At 62.9% G+C, this 17,533-nt stretch carries 16 protein-coding genes and 1 tRNA gene; 9 read left to right on the top strand and 8 right to left on the bottom strand.

Going from position 1 to position 17,533, the window contains the following annotated elements; genetic code table 11:
* Nucleotides 1-71 precede the first annotated feature (71 nt).
* The 5 genes from J3456_RS11105 to J3456_RS11085 all read left to right on the top strand — a co-directional run bounded on the left by J3456_RS11105 (nucleotide 72) and on the right by J3456_RS11085 (nucleotide 5,361).
* Nucleotides 72-1,091, top strand: coding sequence for an ABC transporter substrate-binding protein (locus J3456_RS11105; protein WP_349580309.1), 1,020 nt, complete (start codon nucleotides 72-74; stop codon nucleotides 1,089-1,091).
* Between the two features lie 175 nt (nucleotides 1,092-1,266).
* Nucleotides 1,267-2,526, top strand: a complete 1,260-nt coding sequence (locus tag J3456_RS11100) for a cation:proton antiporter (RefSeq protein WP_349580308.1) — start codon at nucleotides 1,267-1,269, stop codon at nucleotides 2,524-2,526.
* Between the two features lie 81 nt (nucleotides 2,527-2,607).
* Nucleotides 2,608-3,375 (top strand): ABC transporter ATP-binding protein, encoded by a 768-nt coding sequence (locus J3456_RS11095; protein WP_349580307.1) that lies wholly within the window; start codon nucleotides 2,608-2,610, stop codon nucleotides 3,373-3,375.
* On the top strand, nucleotides 3,368-4,174 hold the full coding sequence (locus tag J3456_RS11090) for an ABC transporter permease (RefSeq protein ID WP_349580306.1): 807 nt from the start codon (nucleotides 3,368-3,370) through the stop codon (nucleotides 4,172-4,174). Before J3456_RS11095 ends, J3456_RS11090 begins: the two co-directional genes overlap by 8 nt.
* Before the next feature lie 272 nt (nucleotides 4,175-4,446).
* Nucleotides 4,447-5,361 carry a D-amino acid aminotransferase gene (locus tag J3456_RS11085; RefSeq protein WP_349580305.1) on the top strand — a complete coding sequence of 305 codons (915 nt, stop codon included), beginning with the start codon at nucleotides 4,447-4,449 and terminating at the stop codon, nucleotides 5,359-5,361.
* A 43-nt stretch (nucleotides 5,362-5,404) separates the two neighbouring features.
* Here J3456_RS11085 and J3456_RS11080 read toward each other — a convergent pair whose 3' ends face one another.
* From J3456_RS11080 to J3456_RS11045, 8 genes are all read right to left on the bottom strand, one after another.
* The gene (locus J3456_RS11080; RefSeq protein ID WP_349580304.1) at nucleotides 5,405-6,814 is read right to left on the bottom strand and encodes a PepSY-associated TM helix domain-containing protein; all 1,410 of its coding nucleotides are present in this window, start codon (nucleotides 6,812-6,814) and stop codon (nucleotides 5,405-5,407) included.
* Between the two features lie 40 nt (nucleotides 6,815-6,854).
* Nucleotides 6,855-7,229: a hypothetical protein gene (locus J3456_RS11075; RefSeq protein ID WP_349580303.1), complete on the bottom strand. Its 375-nt coding sequence runs from the start codon at nucleotides 7,227-7,229 to the stop codon at nucleotides 6,855-6,857.
* Nucleotides 7,230-7,247: 18 nt separating this feature from the next.
* Complete coding sequence (locus J3456_RS11070) at nucleotides 7,248-7,739, bottom strand: copper chaperone PCu(A)C (RefSeq protein ID WP_349580302.1); 492 nt, start codon at nucleotides 7,737-7,739, stop codon at nucleotides 7,248-7,250.
* A 42-nt stretch (nucleotides 7,740-7,781) separates the two neighbouring features.
* Complete coding sequence (locus J3456_RS11065) at nucleotides 7,782-8,153, bottom strand: hypothetical protein (protein ID WP_349580301.1); 372 nt, start codon at nucleotides 8,151-8,153, stop codon at nucleotides 7,782-7,784.
* A 110-nt stretch (nucleotides 8,154-8,263) separates the two neighbouring features.
* Nucleotides 8,264-8,338 (bottom strand) — tRNA-Gln (locus J3456_RS11060).
* A 62-nt stretch (nucleotides 8,339-8,400) separates the two neighbouring features.
* Nucleotides 8,401-9,744 (bottom strand): mechanosensitive ion channel domain-containing protein, encoded by a 1,344-nt coding sequence (locus J3456_RS11055; RefSeq protein ID WP_349580300.1) that lies wholly within the window; start codon nucleotides 9,742-9,744, stop codon nucleotides 8,401-8,403.
* Between the two features lie 67 nt (nucleotides 9,745-9,811).
* On the bottom strand, nucleotides 9,812-10,804 hold the full coding sequence (locus J3456_RS11050; protein ID WP_349580299.1) for an NADPH:quinone reductase: 993 nt from the start codon (nucleotides 10,802-10,804) through the stop codon (nucleotides 9,812-9,814).
* Between the two features lie 77 nt (nucleotides 10,805-10,881).
* The gene (locus J3456_RS11045) at nucleotides 10,882-11,391 is read right to left on the bottom strand and encodes an SH3 domain-containing protein (RefSeq protein ID WP_120350271.1); all 510 of its coding nucleotides are present in this window, start codon (nucleotides 11,389-11,391) and stop codon (nucleotides 10,882-10,884) included.
* Between the two features lie 155 nt (nucleotides 11,392-11,546).
* On the opposite strand from J3456_RS11045, the gene J3456_RS11040 reads away from it, so the two are divergent.
* The 4 genes from J3456_RS11040 to J3456_RS11025 all read left to right on the top strand — a co-directional run bounded on the left by J3456_RS11040 (nucleotide 11,547) and on the right by J3456_RS11025 (nucleotide 17,487).
* Entirely contained in the window at nucleotides 11,547-12,533 is a 987-nt protein-coding gene (locus J3456_RS11040; protein ID WP_259947679.1) for a 2-hydroxyacid dehydrogenase, read from the top strand.
* Nucleotides 12,534-12,634: 101 nt separating this feature from the next.
* A complete protein-coding gene (locus tag J3456_RS11035; protein ID WP_349580298.1) occupies nucleotides 12,635-14,038 on the top strand; it encodes an FAD-binding oxidoreductase in 1,404 nt (467 codons plus the stop codon).
* Nucleotides 14,039-14,251: 213 nt separating this feature from the next.
* On the top strand, nucleotides 14,252-16,744 hold the full coding sequence (locus J3456_RS11030; RefSeq protein WP_349580297.1) for a GcvT family protein: 2,493 nt from the start codon (nucleotides 14,252-14,254) through the stop codon (nucleotides 16,742-16,744).
* Nucleotides 16,741-17,487, top strand: coding sequence for a hypothetical protein (locus J3456_RS11025; RefSeq protein WP_349580296.1), 747 nt, complete (start codon nucleotides 16,741-16,743; stop codon nucleotides 17,485-17,487). Before J3456_RS11030 ends, J3456_RS11025 begins: the two co-directional genes overlap by 4 nt.
* Nucleotides 17,488-17,533 lie beyond the last annotated feature (46 nt).

Genomic DNA, 17,533 nt, shown 5'->3' with positions numbered 1-17,533 from the left:
CCGAGGGCGCTCTCGCTTGACTTTCGGTCTGGCCGCCGACCATGCTGCGGCAAAATTGGAGGAGTGAGATCATGACCCTGTTCAACCGCCGTCAGGCCATCGCAACTTTGAGCGCCGCAACCGCTGTGGGGCTGGCGGCACCGGCGCTGGCGCAGAACCGCAAGATCACCGTGGGCGCGCTGCGCTTTACCAGCCACGCGGGCAGCTTTGTCGGCTTTGAGCGGGACTATTTCAAAGAGGCCGGGCTAGACGTTGAACTGCGCTTTTTCGAGGCCGCGCAGCCGATGGCCGTGGCGATTGCCAGCGGCGATGTGGACTATGCGATCACCGCGATCTCGGGCGGCTTGGTGTCCTTGGCGCAAAAGGGCGCGGTCAAGGTGATCGGCGGCGGCCTGCAAGAAGAGCAGGGCATCGACGGGCAGAAGTTCCTCGTTTCTGATGCGGCCTATCAGGCGGGGATCACCGAACCGGGCATGTTGGATGGCAAAAGCTTTGGCATGACGCAGGCGGGCTCGTCCTTCCACTACATGGGCGCCAAAATGGCCGAGGCCGAGGGGATCAGCCTCAAGTTCAAGCCGCTGCAAAAGGTCGGCGCGGTGATCGGTGCGCTGAAGTCGGGCCAGATCGATGCGTGGTCGATCGTGCCGCATATCGCCAAGCCGTTGGCCGGGTCGGGTGCTGTGCATATCATCGGCGATGTGGCGACCTATCTGCCGGATTATCAGGTGACGACCGTTTTCACCTCGACCAAGAACGCCAGTGATGAGCAGGAGATGACCAAGAATTTCCTCGCCGGGTATTCCAAGGGCGTGGCCGATTATAACGCCGCGATGATCGCCAAGGATGGCGGAGATGCGGGCGTGGATGAGATGGTCGATCTGATCCATAAATATGTCTACACCGACCGCCCGCGCGACAAGGCAGCGCCATCGATCATCAACGGGACCATGCGCCTGAACGAAGGTGCCAAGCTGAACGTCGCCTCTGTGCGCGACCAGTTGGAGTGGTTCCAGTCCGAAGGGCTGGTCGACAGCGACATCACCCTGGAGACGCTGATCGACACCTCTTATGTCGAGACGATGGGCAGCTAAACGCTTCACCCGCGTGATATGATTGCTTTGAAAGGCGCGTCCCCCACGGGCGCGCCTTTACCTTTTGCTCCCGCAGGGTGGGATTTCCGGCAGGCATCACTGGCAATGCAGCCGCGCCAAGATACCTTTGGTGCTGATGCGGGGCCAAACCCCTGACCATAAAAGGGGATGTGCAGTGAGCGACGGCAGTTTTTTCGCCCTGAACGGCTATCATTTCGCCTTGGGGGCCGTCGGCGCCGTGGTGATCCTTGCCCATTGGCTGCCCCGCTTTTTCAGTCGGCGAGAGCCTGCGGCCTCGGGGCTGCTGATCCTTTTGGGCATGGGGATCTTTGCGCTTGTCCCCGGGATGCCGAGTTTTCCCGATCCGCGCGCCACCCCCTTTCCATGGGAAATCGTGTCGGAGCTTTGCGTGATCGTTGCTCTCTTCGCGACGGGGCTGCGGATCGACAAGCTTTCGGACTGGTCCCGCTGGGGGCCAACGGCGCGGTTGTTAGCGCTGACCATGCCGCTAACGATTCTGTCGGTCGCCGTGATGGGCTGGGCCTTTGCCGGGATGACCGCAGCCGGGGCGATCTTGCTGGGCGCGGTGATGGCACCCACCGATCCGGTTTTGGCCGCTGACGTGCAGGTTGGCCCTCCGCAGGAAGGGGGCGAACATCCGGTGCGCTTTGCCCTGACAACAGAGGCGGCGCTGAACGATGGTTTGGCCTTTCCCTTCGTCTACCTTGGGATTTTGGTCGCGGCCGAGGGCTTGGCCCCGGCGACTTGGGGCGTGGAGTGGCTGGCCCGCGATGTCTTTTGGCGCATCGCTGTCGGCACCGTGATGGGCGCGGCGGGCGGTTGGGCCTTGGGGCAGGTGCTGTTCGTCGTGCCGCGCAAGGCGGTTCTGGCCGAGACCTCCTCGGGCGTGGTGGCCTTGGCGGGGGTGCTCTTGTGCTATGGCACGACGGAACTGGTCGAAGGCTATGGTTTTATTGCCGTGGCGGTGGCCGGTCTGGTGATCCGGCGGGTTGAGGCGGACCACGAATTCCACCGTCGTTTGCATGATTTCACTGCCGCCGTTGAACACGCGCTGACGGCGCTGTTGCTGGTGGCGATTGGCGCGGTGCTGCCCGCCTTGCTGAGCGATTTAACCCTCTCGGGCGCGGTGATCGTGCTGGCGCTGATCTTTGTCGTGCGCCCCTTGGCGGGGTGGCTGTCGCTTTTGGGATCGTCGCTAGAGACGCGCCCTCGCTGGGTTGTGGCGCTTTATGGCATCCGGGGGATCGGGTCGATCTACTACCTTGCCTATGCGGCGGGGAAGGTGGAGTTTTTGGACGAAGAGCCGCTTTGGGCGATGGTGGGTTTTGCGATCCTCGTGTCGACCTTGGTGCATGGTTTTACCGCCGGGATCGCGGTGGATGGGCTGAGCAGTAAAGAGGGTGAGCAGCCTTAAGTGCGTCACTGGCGCAGGGCGGTTGCGCCGGGACGCGGATCGCACATTGCGCGCGGGGCGTTTTTGCCGGAAAAGGGCGGCATGGACCTCAAGCTTTCCTCCGTGAGCCATTACTATGGCGATACCCAAGTGCTGCGTGACATCACGCTCGATATTCCTTCTGGCCAGATCGTTTGCATCGTTGGCCCCTCCGGCTGCGGCAAATCCACCCTGCTGCGGATGCTGGGCGGGTTGGAGCGGCCCAGCGAAGGCCGTGTGCTGCAAATGGGCGATGCGCCCGAGGGCTGTCTGAACCCGCTGACCTATATTTTTCAGGACTTCGCCCTGCTGCCGTGGCGCACGGTCCGGGGCAATGTGGCGCTGGTGCTTGAGGACCACGGGTTGGGCAAGGCGCAGCGCGAAGCGATTATCGCCGATGTGCTGGCGCGGACCAAGCTCACCGATTTTGCCGATGCCCTGCCCAAGCAACTTTCGGGCGGGATGAAGCAGCGCGTGGCGATTGCCCGTGCGCTGGCGGTGAACCCGGCGGTGATGCTGATGGACGAGCCGCTGAGCGCGCTCGACAGCCAGACCCGCGAATTGTTGATGGACGACCTTGTGGCGCTCTGGACGCGGCAGCCGTTCACGGCGGTCTATGTGACCCACAACCTCGCTGAAGCGGTGCGGCTGGGGCATAAGATCGTCGTGCTCTCGCGCCGTCCGGGGGAGCTGCGCGAGGTGGTGAACCTAGACATGCCGCTGGCCGAGCGGCGTCACGGCGATTCGGTGCTGGAGGCCCAACAACAGCACCTATGGGGGCTGATGCGTGATGAGGCTGCGGCGGCGGATGCGGAGTTGATTGATGGCTGAAATGACGGATGTGAATGCCCGCGAAGTCACTTTTCGCGGCGGTGGTTTCCAGCCCGGCACGCGGCGCGGCGTGGGGCTTGCGGTTTTCGTGGTGCTGATCCTGTTGGCGGAATGGGGTACTCGCAGCGGCTTTATCTCGGCCCTGACGTTGCCTCGACCCAGCGATGTGCTGCTGACGTTTCAAGAGCTTTATCAGTCGGGGATGTTGTTCAAACACCTCGGCCCCTCGCTGTCTCGTTTGGCCATAGGCGCGCTGATTGGTGCTTCGCTGGGGATCGGGATCGGCGTGTTGATCGGGCTGTTTTCCTTGGCACGCGCAGGGCTGGTGCCCTTGGTGGCGGCGATTTTCCCCATTCCCAAGATCGCGCTGTTGCCGCTGTTTGTGATTTGGTTCGGCATTGATGAGGCGAGTAAATACGCGCTCATTGCCTTTGGCACCTTCACGCCCACGGTGGTCGCCACCTATGCGGCGGTCGACAATGTGGACCGGGTGTTGATCCGCATGGGGCAGAGTTTTGGTCTGGGTTGGTGGTCGATTGTTTCGAAAATCGTGGTGCCCGGCGCGATGCCGGGGATCCTCTCGGGGCTGCGGATTTCGCTGACCATCGCGATTATTTTGCTGGTGGCTGCCGAGATGCTGGGCGCGGAATATGGGATCGGGGCGTATATTTTGCAGGCGGGAAGTCTTTATGACCTTGAGCGGTTGTTTGCGGGTGTGGTGATCCTGTCGCTGCTGGGCGTTGCGGTGTCTTCGGTGGTGGCCTTCGTGGAACGGCGCGTGCTGAACTGGCGGGTGTGAGGGCCAGCGCCTGCCCGCGGGTCGGCGATCTGACGTAAATTGGTGCCACTTTATTTCTCGGCTTTGATGTGCGGTCCGCGAGGGCACACCCAGCCTCACCAAATCGCCTACCCGGTCGCACCAAAGGTGCGCCCATATAGGCTGGCACGCCTCCGGCGTGACGGGCGGGCAGGCGATGGCCCGGCGCCTTCGGCTTGTCCCGGGCCCGGGGTGGTAGTCCTGAACGGCTTTGCTATCAATACGCCAACCGCCCTCATAAACGGACCCCTCCCATGACCGACCACACCACCACCCACGCCGCCGACGAAGACGCCCGCAACCGCGACATCAAAATTTACGTCAACGGCGACATCGTCCACCGCGATGAAGCCAAGGTCTCGGTCTATGACGCGGGTTTCATGCTGGGCGACGGCATTTGGGAGGGCATGCGCCTGTACAACGGGACATGGGCCTTCTTCGATGAGCATATGGACCGCTTCTTTAATTCCTGCAAAGCAATCTCGCTCGACGTGGGCCTGGACAAAGACGGCATCGCCGAGGCCCTGCGCCGCACGGCAGAGGCGAACGATATGCACAGTGACGTGCACTGCCGCCTGATGCTGACCCGCGGGATCAAGGATAAACCCTTCCAGCACCCCTCGCTCAGCACCACCGGCCCGACGCTGGTGATCATCATGGAGCATTCCAAACCCGTGGATCGCCTGCAGTCTGCGGGCATTCGTCTGGCGAGCGTCCCGCAGGTGCGCGGGCTGCCACATAGCCAAGACCCCAAGCTTAACAGTCATTCCAAGCTCAACTGCATCATCGCCTGCCTTCAGGCCGAGGAAGCGGGCGCGGATGAGGCGCTGATGCTCGACCCGCATGGCTTCGTGAACACCACCAACGCTTGCAACTTCTTCATCGTGCGCCGGGGCGAGGTTTGGACCTCGACCGGGGACTACTGCATGAACGGGGTGACGCGGCAGAAGGTGATCGACCTGTGCCATGAAAACGGCATTCCGATGCGGGAGAAGAACTTCTCGCTCTACGAAACTTATGGCGCGGATGAGGCCTTTCTCACCGGCACCTTTGGTGCGCAGACCCCGGTGGCAGAGATTGACGGCAAGACCATCGGCGGCGGAGAACGGCCCGTCACCAAACGCATTCAGGCGCTTTATAAAGAGATGATCAAACAGCACACGGCCTGAGGGCCGCGAGGGTGCCCGCCCCCGCGAAGGGGCGGGCGGCATTTCAGGAAACCATGCGTTTCAGCGCTGGAATACGGCGCAGCAACAACCAATCCAGCAGCCCGACGACCAGCAGGGTGATCCCCGCCATGGGAAAGGCCAGCGCCACAGCCAGCCCGACCACAACCGCGCCTTTCCAAAGCGTCATATTGCGCGGCGGAGGCGGGGCCGCGAGCCAGCCCGCCGGGTTTGCCGGGCGGCGTTTCCACCACATCACCACGCCAGAGACGCATAAGAAAATCACCGACAGGCAGAACAGTGTATTGGCCATGGCACTCGGCCAGCCCAAGGTGCCCATATGCAGCGCAATGCCCAGGGCCATGGCCTTGCCCGCGAGCGAATAATCTGCATAGCGCACATCGGCGAGGATGTTTCCCGTGTGCCGGTCGATATGTACCGTGCGGTCGCTGGTGGGGTCGGTCGCATCGGTGTTCATCGTATCCCGGCTTAGGGTCCAGACACCCTCTTTGCCCTGCGGCAGGTTCATCTGATACCGCGCATCAAACCCGATTTGCCGCGCCAGCGCATCGATCGTGTCAAGCGTGGCGGGTGTGCCTTCGGCCAGCCCCGTCACACCGGCATCGCTGCCCGAGGCAGGCATCGGGGTCTGCTCCAGTGCCCATGGCACTTCCTTGGGGCCGTGGTTCATCTTGGCGTGGATGTCATCCGACAGCGGCGCATCCCATTTCTCCGCCGGGAACTGGCTCCATGCCTGCACCATTTTCTCCCCCCAGACTCCGGCCCATGACAGACCCGAAATCAGGAAGAAGAACAGCACGACCGAGACCCAAAGCCCGATCGCCCCATGAAGCGACCTCCACAGCGCTCGCCCACGACCCAAACGGGGCAGCAGCGCCGCGCGCCATCCGGTGCCGCGCGGCCACCAGAGGTAGAGCCCTGTCGCGATCAGCACCATCGCGAGCGAGGCCGCGATTTCAATCATGCGGTCGCCGGTAACGCCCAAAAGCAGGTTGGCGTGAATGTTGTCGGCCATGTCATACCACCCGCTGCGGCGCGGAAAGCTGGCGAGGATTTCGGCGGTATAGGGGTCGACGGCGACCATCGTCGCCATGTCATTCGCATCAACGCGAAAGATCGCGGCCAGATCACCGGCGCGGGGGGCGACATATTGGACGAGTGTGCCGCCTTCGATGCTGGCCTGCGCGGCGGCGGCTTGTTCGGACACCGCAAGCGGTGCCCCCTGCGGCTGCACGGCAATCCGTTCTCCATCCCGCCCGCCGATAAAGGCGATCCAGAGCATCACAAGCCCTGTCAGGGCGAGCATGATGAAAAACGGGATGACATAGAGCCCGGCATAGAAATGCCAGCGCCAAGCGGCGCGGTAAAAGCTGTTCGCATGTTGCGTGTTGTCGTTTTGCAGGGCTGTCGCGGCTGCAGGATCGATGGAAACCATATGTTTGGTCCTCTGACTGAATTGATTTCTTGGATGAGGGTCAGAGAACCGGTGGCGGCGCCCGTGCGCGTTTGACGGCGGCGCGGCGCGGTATTGGCTGCGTGCTGGGGGCAGGGGGCAGTGGTGGCGCAGGATCGATGGCGGCGGCTAAGGGGGCCACCGCCAGCCCCTTGCGCAGCGCGGCGAGGGGGGGCTGGTTCCAGTCGCAGGGTTTGTGTTCAGGCTCAACCGGTGTGCCGCCCGGCCCGATGGTCACCGTCTCCACCCCGTGACCTGTGCACAGCACCATGGTCAGCGCGTCCTGCTGGCGCTCTGGCATGGTTCCGGGCGCAAGCGCCGAGAACGCCCCAAACAACACCACCACCGCCCGGAGGCAGAGATGTCGAAGCGGGCCGATCAACGCCTTGCGGCGCATCCTGCGACTGGCTTGGGTTTAGTGTTTTTGCCTGTGCGCGCCGTGATCCATGCCGCCCGCATCATGCCCACGGCGGCTTTCGACGTTGAATATCACCTCCAAGGTCCCGGCTTTTTCAAAGGTCAGGGTCGCGGGGATTTTCTCGCCTTCCTCGAAAGGATCACCGTCGAGGCCCATGAACATGATATGCAGCCCACCGGGCTTGAGCGTCACCGTCTCACCCGCGGGCAGATCGAGGCCGTCGATATGCGACATGCGCGCGACGCCCATATCATCGGTGGTCGTCTCATGGAGAGAGACTTCGTCGAAGCCCTCGGCGCTGATGCTGATGAGGCGGTCTGCGGTGTCCCCGCCATTGGTGATCGTCAGATAGCCTCCGCCGACGCGGGCGGTTTTCGGGGTTTCAAAGGCCATCGGATGATCGACGGTCAAAGCACCGGCAGTGTACTCATGCGCGGCGGCGGGCAGGGCAAGTAGGGCAGCCAAGGCTGCGGTATAGAAAAATTTCATTGTCTTGGTCCATTGTCTGAGTATTGCGAAAGAAGCGATGGCTCAGACGAATGGCGGTCCGCGGACAGGCGGGGGCGTCCCCGCAGGGCTGCGCGGTGCGCCGAGGGCACGGGCCGCGCGCGGCGTGGCAAAGCGCAGCGTTCCGCCCGGCAGCAAGACATCTGCCGGGGTCGGCAAGATCAACGCATTGACGATGCGGCAGGCTTCGCAGTCCAAAGCCGCGTGGTTGTAGCTTTCAAGCGGTCCGTCGCAAAGATCGCTCAGCGTGCCGCCCGCTTGGATAAAGGCGATAAAGGCCGGGTCCTGCTGCACCTGCGCGGTCGCACGATGTGCGAAGGGCAAGCTGGCAAGGGCCAGCACCAGCAGGAAGGTCAGGCTGACCCTAAGCGAGGATATGCGCGAAACGGCGGACATGCGCGCTGATACCGCGGCTGACGCCGCAACGCTATAGGGCGCTTTGGTCTGCGACGTGATGTCGTAGGGGCGCTGTGCGGTAGTTGGTGATGGCTATCGGGGGATTGTGTTGGCTGGGATGGTAGGATTCGAACCTACGGTACACTGTACCAAAAACAGTTGCCTTACCACTTGGCTACATCCCAACACAGGGCGCTAATTAGAGTTCTCTGGCCCGGGGTGCAAGACCCGTTTTTGATAAATTAGCCTATTCTTCGGCGGCATCAACGGAGAGCAGGTCTTTGCTGGGCAATTCGGCGCGTTCCTGCGCGACGATGCGGGTCAGCTCACGCTCGGTTTGGGGGGCAACGGGCTGTGCGGCGGCGGGATTCGCGGGCGCGCTCGGCGTTTGGGGCGAATCGTGCTGCGCGGTGGGGGACGATTCGCTTTGGGTGATCAGCCGATAGGCGGGAGGCTGTGCGGTGAGGCCCGCCGCGTCAAAGGCGGCCAGCGTCAGGCGAATCGCTTCGCTGCGCGCCGCGACCAGATCGGTGGTCTCTTGATTGATCCAACCGGCGAATTGCATGGTGATCCAGTGATCGGCCACCTCCTCTACCCAAGCGGCGGCTTCGGGGCTGGGCAGGACAAAGGGAAGGCCATTCAACACCTCCAGCGCCAAGTCTCGGGCGCGGGCCAGATCGGCGTCGCTGGCCACCGAAAGGGTAAAGGTGAACCGCCGCTCGGCGTTGCGCGAATAGTTGATGATCCGACTTTTAAAGACGGTGGCATTGGGAATGCGCAGATGGTTGCCGTCATAGCTGAGCAGGATCGTGGCGCGGCTGGTCAGGCGGATCACCTTGCCGATGTCGCCGTCGATCTCGACCGTGTCATTGGGGCGAAACGGCTGGCGAATCGACAGCATGATAGAGGCGATGAAATTCTCGACCGTGTCGCGCACCGCGAAGCCGATGGCGAGGCCGACGATCCCCGCCGCGCCAAGGATGCCCGACAGCAGCGCCGTCGCCCCGAGGATATCAAGCGCCACGACCAGCGCCGCGATGATAAAGGCCAGTCGGATGATCTGGCGGTAAATGTCAGCGATAAAAGCGTTGGGGGCGAGCCGTTCCCACGGGTTGCGCAGCCGCGCCAGCGCCAGCCCGGCCACCACGATCAGGGCAAAGACCCCAAGCGCCACCAAGGCCAGCGGCAGGAATGCCACGGCCTGTTCCATCCGGTCGCGGAAGCGGTCCACGGCGGGGTTGAGCCGTTCCGACACATCGGTGCTCTCGCGGACCTCGTTGCGGATTGCCACCACCCCTTCGACACGGCCCGCCAGTTCGCTCAGCCGTCCGGCGCTGGCGGTGTCGAGCGTGGTGCCGCGCAGGGTGACGATGCCCGAGGACACGGAGACGCCGACCTTCTCAAATCCTTCAAGCTCGCGCAGGATGGCGCGGATGCGGTTGGCGATGGCGGCGTCTGCCGTGGCGTTCCCTTCGACGGCGATGGTGCCTTCGGGCTGGTCGTTGTCCTGTGCCGAGGCGGGGGCCAGCGGCAGGGCGACGAGCAGAAACAGACACAAGAGCAGGCGGGGCAGGGCAGCAATCAGGCGCATGGGGGTCTCCGTCGAAGGAAAGGGCCACCGCCCCTCTGTGAAGGCGGTGGCTTGGTCAATTAGCGCGCTACCCCTGACAATCGAGAAGCACAGCGCCGCTGCGACGCCCAGCTTCGACCAATTCATGCGCGCGGGCGGCCTCAGCGAGCGGCAGGATCGTATCAACTGGACAGCGCAGCGCGCCGTCCGCCAGTGCGTGATGCAATCGGGTGATCGCCTGTTCGCGCGGGCCGGTGGGCAGCAGGTAGATCAGGATGATGTCGATGGTCACCGCTTTGAACAGCAGCGGGTAGAAGGGTAGCGTCGGCGACATTTCCCCCGCCGAGCCATAGGCGGCGATGCGGCCATTGGGAGCGATGACCTCGGTGTCGGTTGTCATGTTCAGGCCGAACTCTGTCTCGACGATTGTGTCAACGGGCTTGCCGCCGTTGGCCTCCAACACGGCGGCGGCGAGATCGGGATCGGCGTAGTTCAACACCGCATCGGCGCCCGCGTCGCGGACCAGATCATTGTCGCGCGGGCTGCAGGTGGCGATCACCTTGGCCCCGCCCCATTTCGCCAGTTGCACGGCAAGGTAGCCCACGGTTCCGGCACCGCCTTGGATCAGCACCGTCTCCCCGGCCACGCCGCCGCCGCCAAAGACGGCGTGGCAGGCTGTCAGCCCCGGAATGCCAAGCTGCGCGCCGGTCTCAAAAGAGACGCCTTTGGGCAGCGGCACGGCCTGATGTGCGGGCAGGGTGATCTGCTGTGCCGCCGTGCCAAAGGCGCGTTGCCACTGGGCGTTCCAAACCCAGACCTTTTGACCCACACGGGCAGAATCGACGCCCGCACCCACGGCGATGATCTCTCCCGCGCCGTCGCTATGGGGGATGACCTGTGGGAAGGGTGGTTTGGTCACGCCGGGACGTGTGCCTGCGCGGGCCTTGACGTCAGAGGGGTTCACGCCCGAATGGCTCAGCGCCACGCAGACCTCGCCGGGTTGTGGTGCGGGGTTGTCGATTTCCGTCAGCCGCAGCACATCCGCGGCGGCTCCGAATTCTTCATAGTTGATGGCTTGCATGGCGCTCTCTCCGGCTTGAATTTTGCCGGCAGAGTGGCGCAAGCGCCGGGATCATGCAATTGGCCTGAAAGGCGGGGTTATTCGCGCAGTTCCTTGGGGCCAACACCCCAAAGCCGCACTTTGGGGGCCCAGCCGGTAAAGCCGCCCGAACGCAACTCGCACCATTCAAGCGTGCATTCGCCCAAGCGCGCCACCACGCCCAGCTCCAACCGCGCCACCACGGCGGCCTTTGGGTCGGGGTTGACGTGAAGCTGCAGCATGTCCTGCTCGACCAAGACAGTGCGGGTGCCCGACAAAAGCGAGTAATGCACCCAGCCGCCCATGCCGTCGCGGTCTTCGACCCGGCGCCAGTGGCCATGTTCGGCGGTGATCCTCAGCGGCAGGTCGCGGCGTTTGTATACCCAGTCGATCCGGTGCGACAGCGACGGGCCGCGGCGGACGTTGCCCTCTGAGGCTTTCATCGAAACGAAACGGGGGAGGGGCAGGTTGGTGACCTGTCCGCGCGCCTCTTGTGCGACGCCGGAGGTCGCCTGCGCCAAAAGCAGCGCGCCCACCATCAGGGCACTGCGAAGGAAAGCGGTTATCATGGAATTGCCTGCTATGCGGTTCACTGCTGTGGGTCGGTGCTGTGCAAATCTGCGGTTTATTGTTGCTCTTTTTCCGGCGCGAGTTCTTGTGCCTCGTCGCTGCATGAGACACCATGCCTGTGAAACGAGGCGACGCCAAGACCGGGAGAGCAGGCATGTCAAAGAAGCGGTTGAGTGTTGTAGTGACGCGACGGTTGCCAGAGGCGGTGGAAACACGGCTGTCAGAGCTGTTTGACGTAACTTTACGCGAAGATGACAGGCCCATGACCCGCGAGGAATTGGGCGTGGCGATGCGTCATGCTGATGTGCTGGTGCCAACGATTACAGATGAAATCGACGCGCCGCTGATCACACAGGCGGGCGAGCGGTTGAAACTGATCGCCAACTATGGCGCGGGGGTTGATCACATTGATGTGGCCACCGCACGCCAGCGCGGTGTGCTGGTGTCCAATACCCCCGGCGTGCTGACCGACGATACCGCCGATATGACCATGGCGCTGATCTTGGCCGTGACCCGCCGCATGCCCGAGGGCATGGCGGTGATGCAGTCTGGCAATTGGGATGGCTGGGCGCCAACAGCTTTGATGGGCGGTCGGGTCGGCGGGCGGCGTTTGGGCATTCTGGGCATGGGCCGGATCGGTCAGGCCGTGGCGCGCCGGGCGCGGGCCTTTGGCATGCAGGTGCATTATCACAACCGCAAACGTCTGCGCGAAGAGGTCGAAGGCGCTTTGGAGGCGACCTATTGGGACAGCCTTGATCAGATGGTCAGCCGGATGGATGTGATCAGCATCAACTGCCCGCATACGCCCAGCACCTTTCATCTGATGAACGCCCGCCGTTTGGGGCTGATGAAGCCCGACGCGGTGATCGTGAACACCTCGCGCGGGGAGGTGATCGACGAGAACGCCCTGACGCGGATGCTGCGCGCTGGCGATATCAAAGGCGCGGGGCTGGATGTTTATGAGCATGGGCGGGAGATTAATCCCCGTCTGCGCGAGTTGAAGAACGTCGTGCTGCTGCCGCATATGGGGTCGGCCACACTCGAAGGCCGGATCGAGATGGGCGAGAAGGTCTTGATCAATATCAAAACCTTCGATGACGGCCACCGGCCGCCAGATCAGGTTGTGCCCTCCATGCTGTAAGCCCGCAGGGGCGGCGGACTGGCGGCTATTGAAAGAACGTATTTTCGCAGTTGCGTCCGCAGGCATTCCAGAGGCGCACAGGCGCTGTTGGGAGATGAGAATTGACGAAGATCGCAGAACTGCCGCGCAATGAGGCGGGCATTGCCGCAGCGCTAGAGGAATTGGCACAAGCCTTTGGGCCCAATCTGCTGACCGGCCAAGCCATTCGCGAACAGCATGGCCATACCACCACATGGATCAAAACGCAGGCACCCGACGGGGTGGTCATGGCGGCCTCTACCGACGACGTGGCGCAGGCGGTGCGCATCTGTGCGGCGCATAAAGTGCCGGTTATTGCCTTTGGCACCGGCACCTCGCTTGAGGGCCATGTGAACGCCCCCGCTGGCGGCATCTGCATCGATGTGATGCAGATGGACCAAGTGCTAGAGGTCAACGCTGGCGATCTGGATTGTCGGGTGCAGCCCGGCGTGACCCGCGAGGCGCTCAATACCCATCTGCGTGATCAGGGGCTGTTTTTCCCGATTGATCCCGGTGCCAATGCCTCGCTCGGTGGGATGGCGGCGACACGGGCCAGCGGCACCAATGCGGTGCGCTATGGCACGATGAAAGACAATGTGTTGAGCCTTGAGGTGGTGATGGCCGATGGCCGGGTGATCCGCACCGGCGGCCGGGCGCGGAAATCTTCGGCGGGGTATGATTTGACCCGGCTGATGGTCGGCTCGGAAGGCACGCTGGGGATCATCACGGAGATCACCTTGCGCTTGCAGGGTATCCCTGAGGCGATCTCCTCGGCGCGTTGTTCTTTTCCGACGGTGCAGGCGGCCTGCGAAACGGTGATGGCGGTCATCCAATATGGGCTCCCCGTGGCGCGGATTGAGCTTTTGGACGCCGATGTGGTGAAGGCCGTGAACGCCTATTCCAAGCTGACCCTGCCTGAAACCCCGCTTTTGTTGTTGGAATTCCACGGCTCTGACGCAGGGGTTGTCGAACAGGCGGAAACCTTTGGCATGCTGGCCGAAGAATTCGGCGGCACCGGCTATGCGGCGACCACAACCCCGGAAGAGCGCAACAAACTGTGGCAGGCGCGCCATGATGGCTATTGGGCGGTGCTGGCGCTGCGCCCGGGGTGCAAGGCCGTGGCGACGGATGTCTGCGTGCCGATCTCGCGGTTGGCCGATGCCGTGGTCGCCGCGCAGGCGCGGGCGGAGGAGTTGAAGCTGATCGCGCCCATCGTGGGCCACGCAGGCGACGGGAACTTCCATGCCTCGCTACTGATCGACATGGACGATGCCGATGAGGTGGCGCGGGGCGAGGCCTTTGTGAGCTGGCTGGCGGAACTGGCGATCTCAATGGATGGGACATGCACCGGCGAACACGGGATCGGGCAGGGCAAGCGGGCCTATCTGGGCAAGGAATTGGGCGCTGCGGTGGATGTCATGGCGACCGTCAAGGCGGCGCTGGATCCGGATAATATTTTGAACCCGGGGAAGATCTTGCCGGGGTGAGATGGGGTGGTCTGCCCTGATGTTGTGCGGCGGGAAATGTGGTGCACGGTATTTGGAAAAGGATGAAGTTGGGGGAGGGGCGCCCCAACGCGGGATTGGCGCGTTTGGTGAGGGGGTAAGGTCGGTTTTTGGCCATGTTGGGTCGGCTGGTGCCTGCGGTCTCTTGCCTTGCTGCGTACAACGGGGAGGAGCCTAGGGCAGAGGGATTGGCAGATGAAAACGCAAGTCAAAGCATTGGTTGTCGGTGGCGGCGCGGTTGGCACCTCGATTGCCTATCATCTGGCGAAGGCGGGCTGGGATGATGTGATGCTGTTGGAGCGGGACGAGTTGACCTCGGGCTCAACGTGGCATGCGGCGGGGCTGCTGCCGTTGTTCAACATGTCTTTTGCCACCACGCATATCCATCAGTACTCGGTCGAGTTTTATAAAACGTTAGAGGCTGAGACCGGGTTGAACGCCGGTTTTGCCGTGGTGGGTAATCTGCGGATGGCCCAGACGGACGCGCGGATGGATGAGTATATGCTCTATGCTTCGACCGCGGAGACCTGCGGCGTGCCGTATGAATGGCTCACCCCCGATGAGATCAAGGCGAAGTGGCCGTTGATCGAGACGTCGGATTTGAAGGGCGCGCTTTATCATCAGACGGACGGCTATATTAACCCGGCCGATGTGACGATGGCGATGGCGAAGGGGGCGCGTCAGCGTGGGGTTTCGATTGAGCGCAAGTGGCAGGCGGATGCGTTTGAGTGGAATGGCACCCATTGGGAAGTGACCTGCACGAAGATGGTGGAGAAGGGCGGGAACCTTGTGCCGTCGGAGGAGCAGATCGTCATTACCGCTGAGCATGTGGTTACCGCGAGCGGTAACCATGCGCAGCGCACCGCGCGGATGCTGGGGATCAAGATGCCTGCGATTCCCGTGGAACATCAGTTCATTGTCATGGACCGCGATCCGGCGCTGGTTGATTACCGCGCGGCGGGGAATGTTGAGCATCCGGTGATCCGGGATGCCGATGCGCAGAGCTATGTGCGCGAGGAGCGCGGCGGCTGGATCCTTGGGGTCTATGAGAAGAACGCCCCGGCGCGGTTTGAATATGGGGTGCCGGACAGTTTCCGGGCCGATCTGTTCCAGCTCGATCTGGAGCGGATCGAAGATCAGTATATGGCGATGAACCACCGTATTCCGTCGGCTGAAAACTGCGGGTTGAAGGACGATTTCAACGGGCCGATTTGTTACACGCCGGATGGTAATCCGCTGGTCGGCCCTGCGCCGGGCTTGCGCAACATGTGGTTGGCGGAAGGGTTTTCGTTTGGGATCACGGCGGCGGGGGGCACGGGTTATTATCTGGCGCAGATGATGGTTGAGGGCGAGGCCGAGATCGATATGGCGAGCCTTGATCCCAAGCGCTACGGCGATTGGATGACCACGGAATATGCCGCGCGGAAGAACGAGGAAGCCTACGACCACGTCTATATCCTGCACCATCCGGATGAGGAGCGTCCTGCGTGTCGTCCGCTGCGGACCTCTCCGGCCTATGACCGGCAGGCGGCGCGGGGGGCGCAGTTTGGGCAGGTGAACGGCTGGGAGCGGCCGAATTATTACGCGCCTGAGGGGTTTAGCGATCACGACAGCCGCTCGTTCCGGCGCGGGGGCTGGTGGCAACACGCGGTGGAGGAGGCGCGGGCTATTCGTCAGGGGGTTGGGCTGATCGACGCCACGGCCTTTACCAAACATTTGGTGCGCGGGCCGGGGGCGACGGCTTTCTTGGATTGGTTCACCTGTAACAAGCTGCCCTCGGTGGGGCGGATTAACCTGACCTATGCGCTGACGGGGGCAGGGACGACGCGGACGGAATATACCATCGTGCGGCTGGCGCAGGACGAATATTACCTTGTCTCGGCGGGCGCGTGGAGCGCCTATGACAGCGATTACCTGCGGAAGGCGATTGCGGACAAGATGCCTGAGGTGGGTTATGTCGAATGTCATGACGTGACCACGCAGTGGGGTGTTTTTGCGATTGCTGGGCCAAAGTCGCGTGATGTGCTGCGCGACTTGGTGCGGGATGCAGATCCCGACACGGTGCTGAGCAACAAGCGGTTCCCCTGGCTGACCATGCGCAACATTGAGTTGGGGATGGTGCCGGTGCGGGCGATCCGGGTGGCCTATACCGGGGAGCTCGGTTGGGAGTTGCATCATCCGATTGAGATGCAGAACCATCTATTTGACGCGCTGGAGAAGGCCGGCAAACCGCATAGCATGAAGCTGGTCGGTGCGCGGGCGCAGAACTGGCTGAGGCAGGAGAAGAGCTATCGCGCCTTTGGCAATGAGTTGGGCCGCGATGCGACGCCGTTGGAGGCCGATCTGCCGCGTTTTGTGGACCTCAGCAAGGAGTTTCACGGTAAGCAGGCGATGCTCGATCACGGCATTCGCGTGAAATGCGTGACGGTGCTGATCGACGGGCCAGAGGATGCGGACCCTTGGGGGCGCGAGGTGCTTTACAATGGTGCGCGGCGCACCGGGCGGCTGACCTCGGGTGGCTATTCGGTCGCATTCGGCAAGAGCATCGGCATGGGCTATGTGCAAGTGCAAGACGCGGTGGTAGGCACGAGGTTGAAGGTAAAGATGCTTGATCAACTGTGGGAGGCCGAGGTGGTCGAAGACAGTCCCTATGATCCGAAGAACCAGCGCATCCGGGCGGACGGTTGATCCGCCGGGCGCTGCTTGCTTTTTTCTGTGTGCTGGCGCTGACGGCGGCGCTGTTGCGGGACAATCCGGTTGTCAGCGCGGCGCAGGGATATGCCGCTGATGTGGCGACGACGGCGGCGGCCTCCTATGTCACGCTGCGCACGTTGAACGCCTTTCTGTCGACCGCGCAGGAAATCGAGGTGGGGCTGTCGTTCATTGCCTCCGGCTCGGCGCGGCCCCTGAAGGTGTTGGAGCCGATTGACGACACGGTTGAGCGGATCGCGGGCCTGGTTTTTGGCGTGATGGTGGCTACCGGAGTGATCGCGGTGGCGCTTGGCCCGGTGAGCGCGATTGGCTTGGGGTTGCTGGGCCTCGCGCTTGGGATATGGGCCTTGAGCAAGCGTGGGCATGGGGGGCTGCCCCGGCGTTTGGCTTGGTACGGTGGGTTTTTAGGGCTTGCGCTGCCGCTGGCGTTGGTGGTGTCGGAGCCGCTGGCCGGGACGCTGACCGAGGGGGTCTATGACCGCAATATGGAGGTGATCGAGGAGATCACCGCCCGTGTCGGTGGCAGCGAGGCTTTGGGTGAGGAAGAGCCGGGGCTGACGGAGTATCGGCAGCTTGCGAGCAACCTCTGGAGCCGGGCGGATGAGTTGATTGGCGCGCTGTTGGCGGTGCTGGGCGTGCATGTGTTTCGGATATTCTTGCTGCCGCTTTTGTTGGTGGGCGGGCTGTTTGTCGTGGCGCGGCATTACGCGCGGGATTGAGGGCGGCCGCAAGCGGCGCGCGCGGGGCTGAGGTGGCGCAGCGGTA

The organism is Sulfitobacter sp. NFXS29 (assembly GCF_040148765.1).
Taxonomy (GTDB): Bacteria; Pseudomonadota; Alphaproteobacteria; order Rhodobacterales; family Rhodobacteraceae; genus Sulfitobacter.
This window is presented reverse-complemented; position numbering and strand designations above follow the sequence as displayed.

Bases quoted from the DNA above. Each gene is read 5' to 3' on its own strand.
- J3456_RS11065 (WP_349580301.1), bottom strand. From the start codon at position 8,153: ATGTCCGCCGTTTCGCGCATATCCTCGCTTAGGGTCAGCCTGACCTTC.
- J3456_RS11040 (WP_259947679.1), top strand. From the start codon at position 11,547: ATGTCAAAGAAGCGGTTGAGTGTTGTAGTGACGCGACGGTTGCCAGAG.
- J3456_RS11030 (WP_349580297.1), top strand. From the start codon at position 14,252: ATGAAAACGCAAGTCAAAGCATTGGTTGTCGGTGGCGGCGCGGTTGGC.
- J3456_RS11055 (WP_349580300.1), bottom strand. From the start codon at position 9,744: ATGCGCCTGATTGCTGCCCTGCCCCGCCTGCTCTTGTGTCTGTTTCTG.
- J3456_RS11080 (WP_349580304.1), bottom strand. From the start codon at position 6,814: ATGGTTTCCATCGATCCTGCAGCCGCGACAGCCCTGCAAAACGACAAC.
- J3456_RS11050 (WP_349580299.1), bottom strand. From the start codon at position 10,804: ATGCAAGCCATCAACTATGAAGAATTCGGAGCCGCCGCGGATGTGCTG.
- J3456_RS11075 (WP_349580303.1), bottom strand. From the start codon at position 7,229: ATGCGCCGCAAGGCGTTGATCGGCCCGCTTCGACATCTCTGCCTCCGG.
- J3456_RS11085 (WP_349580305.1), top strand. From the start codon at position 4,447: ATGACCGACCACACCACCACCCACGCCGCCGACGAAGACGCCCGCAAC.
- J3456_RS11105 (WP_349580309.1), top strand. From the start codon at position 72: ATGACCCTGTTCAACCGCCGTCAGGCCATCGCAACTTTGAGCGCCGCA.
- J3456_RS11045 (WP_120350271.1), bottom strand. From the start codon at position 11,391: ATGATAACCGCTTTCCTTCGCAGTGCCCTGATGGTGGGCGCGCTGCTT.
- J3456_RS11095 (WP_349580307.1), top strand. From the start codon at position 2,608: ATGGACCTCAAGCTTTCCTCCGTGAGCCATTACTATGGCGATACCCAA.
- J3456_RS11090 (WP_349580306.1), top strand. From the start codon at position 3,368: ATGGCTGAAATGACGGATGTGAATGCCCGCGAAGTCACTTTTCGCGGC.
- J3456_RS11070 (WP_349580302.1), bottom strand. From the start codon at position 7,739: ATGAAATTTTTCTATACCGCAGCCTTGGCTGCCCTACTTGCCCTGCCC.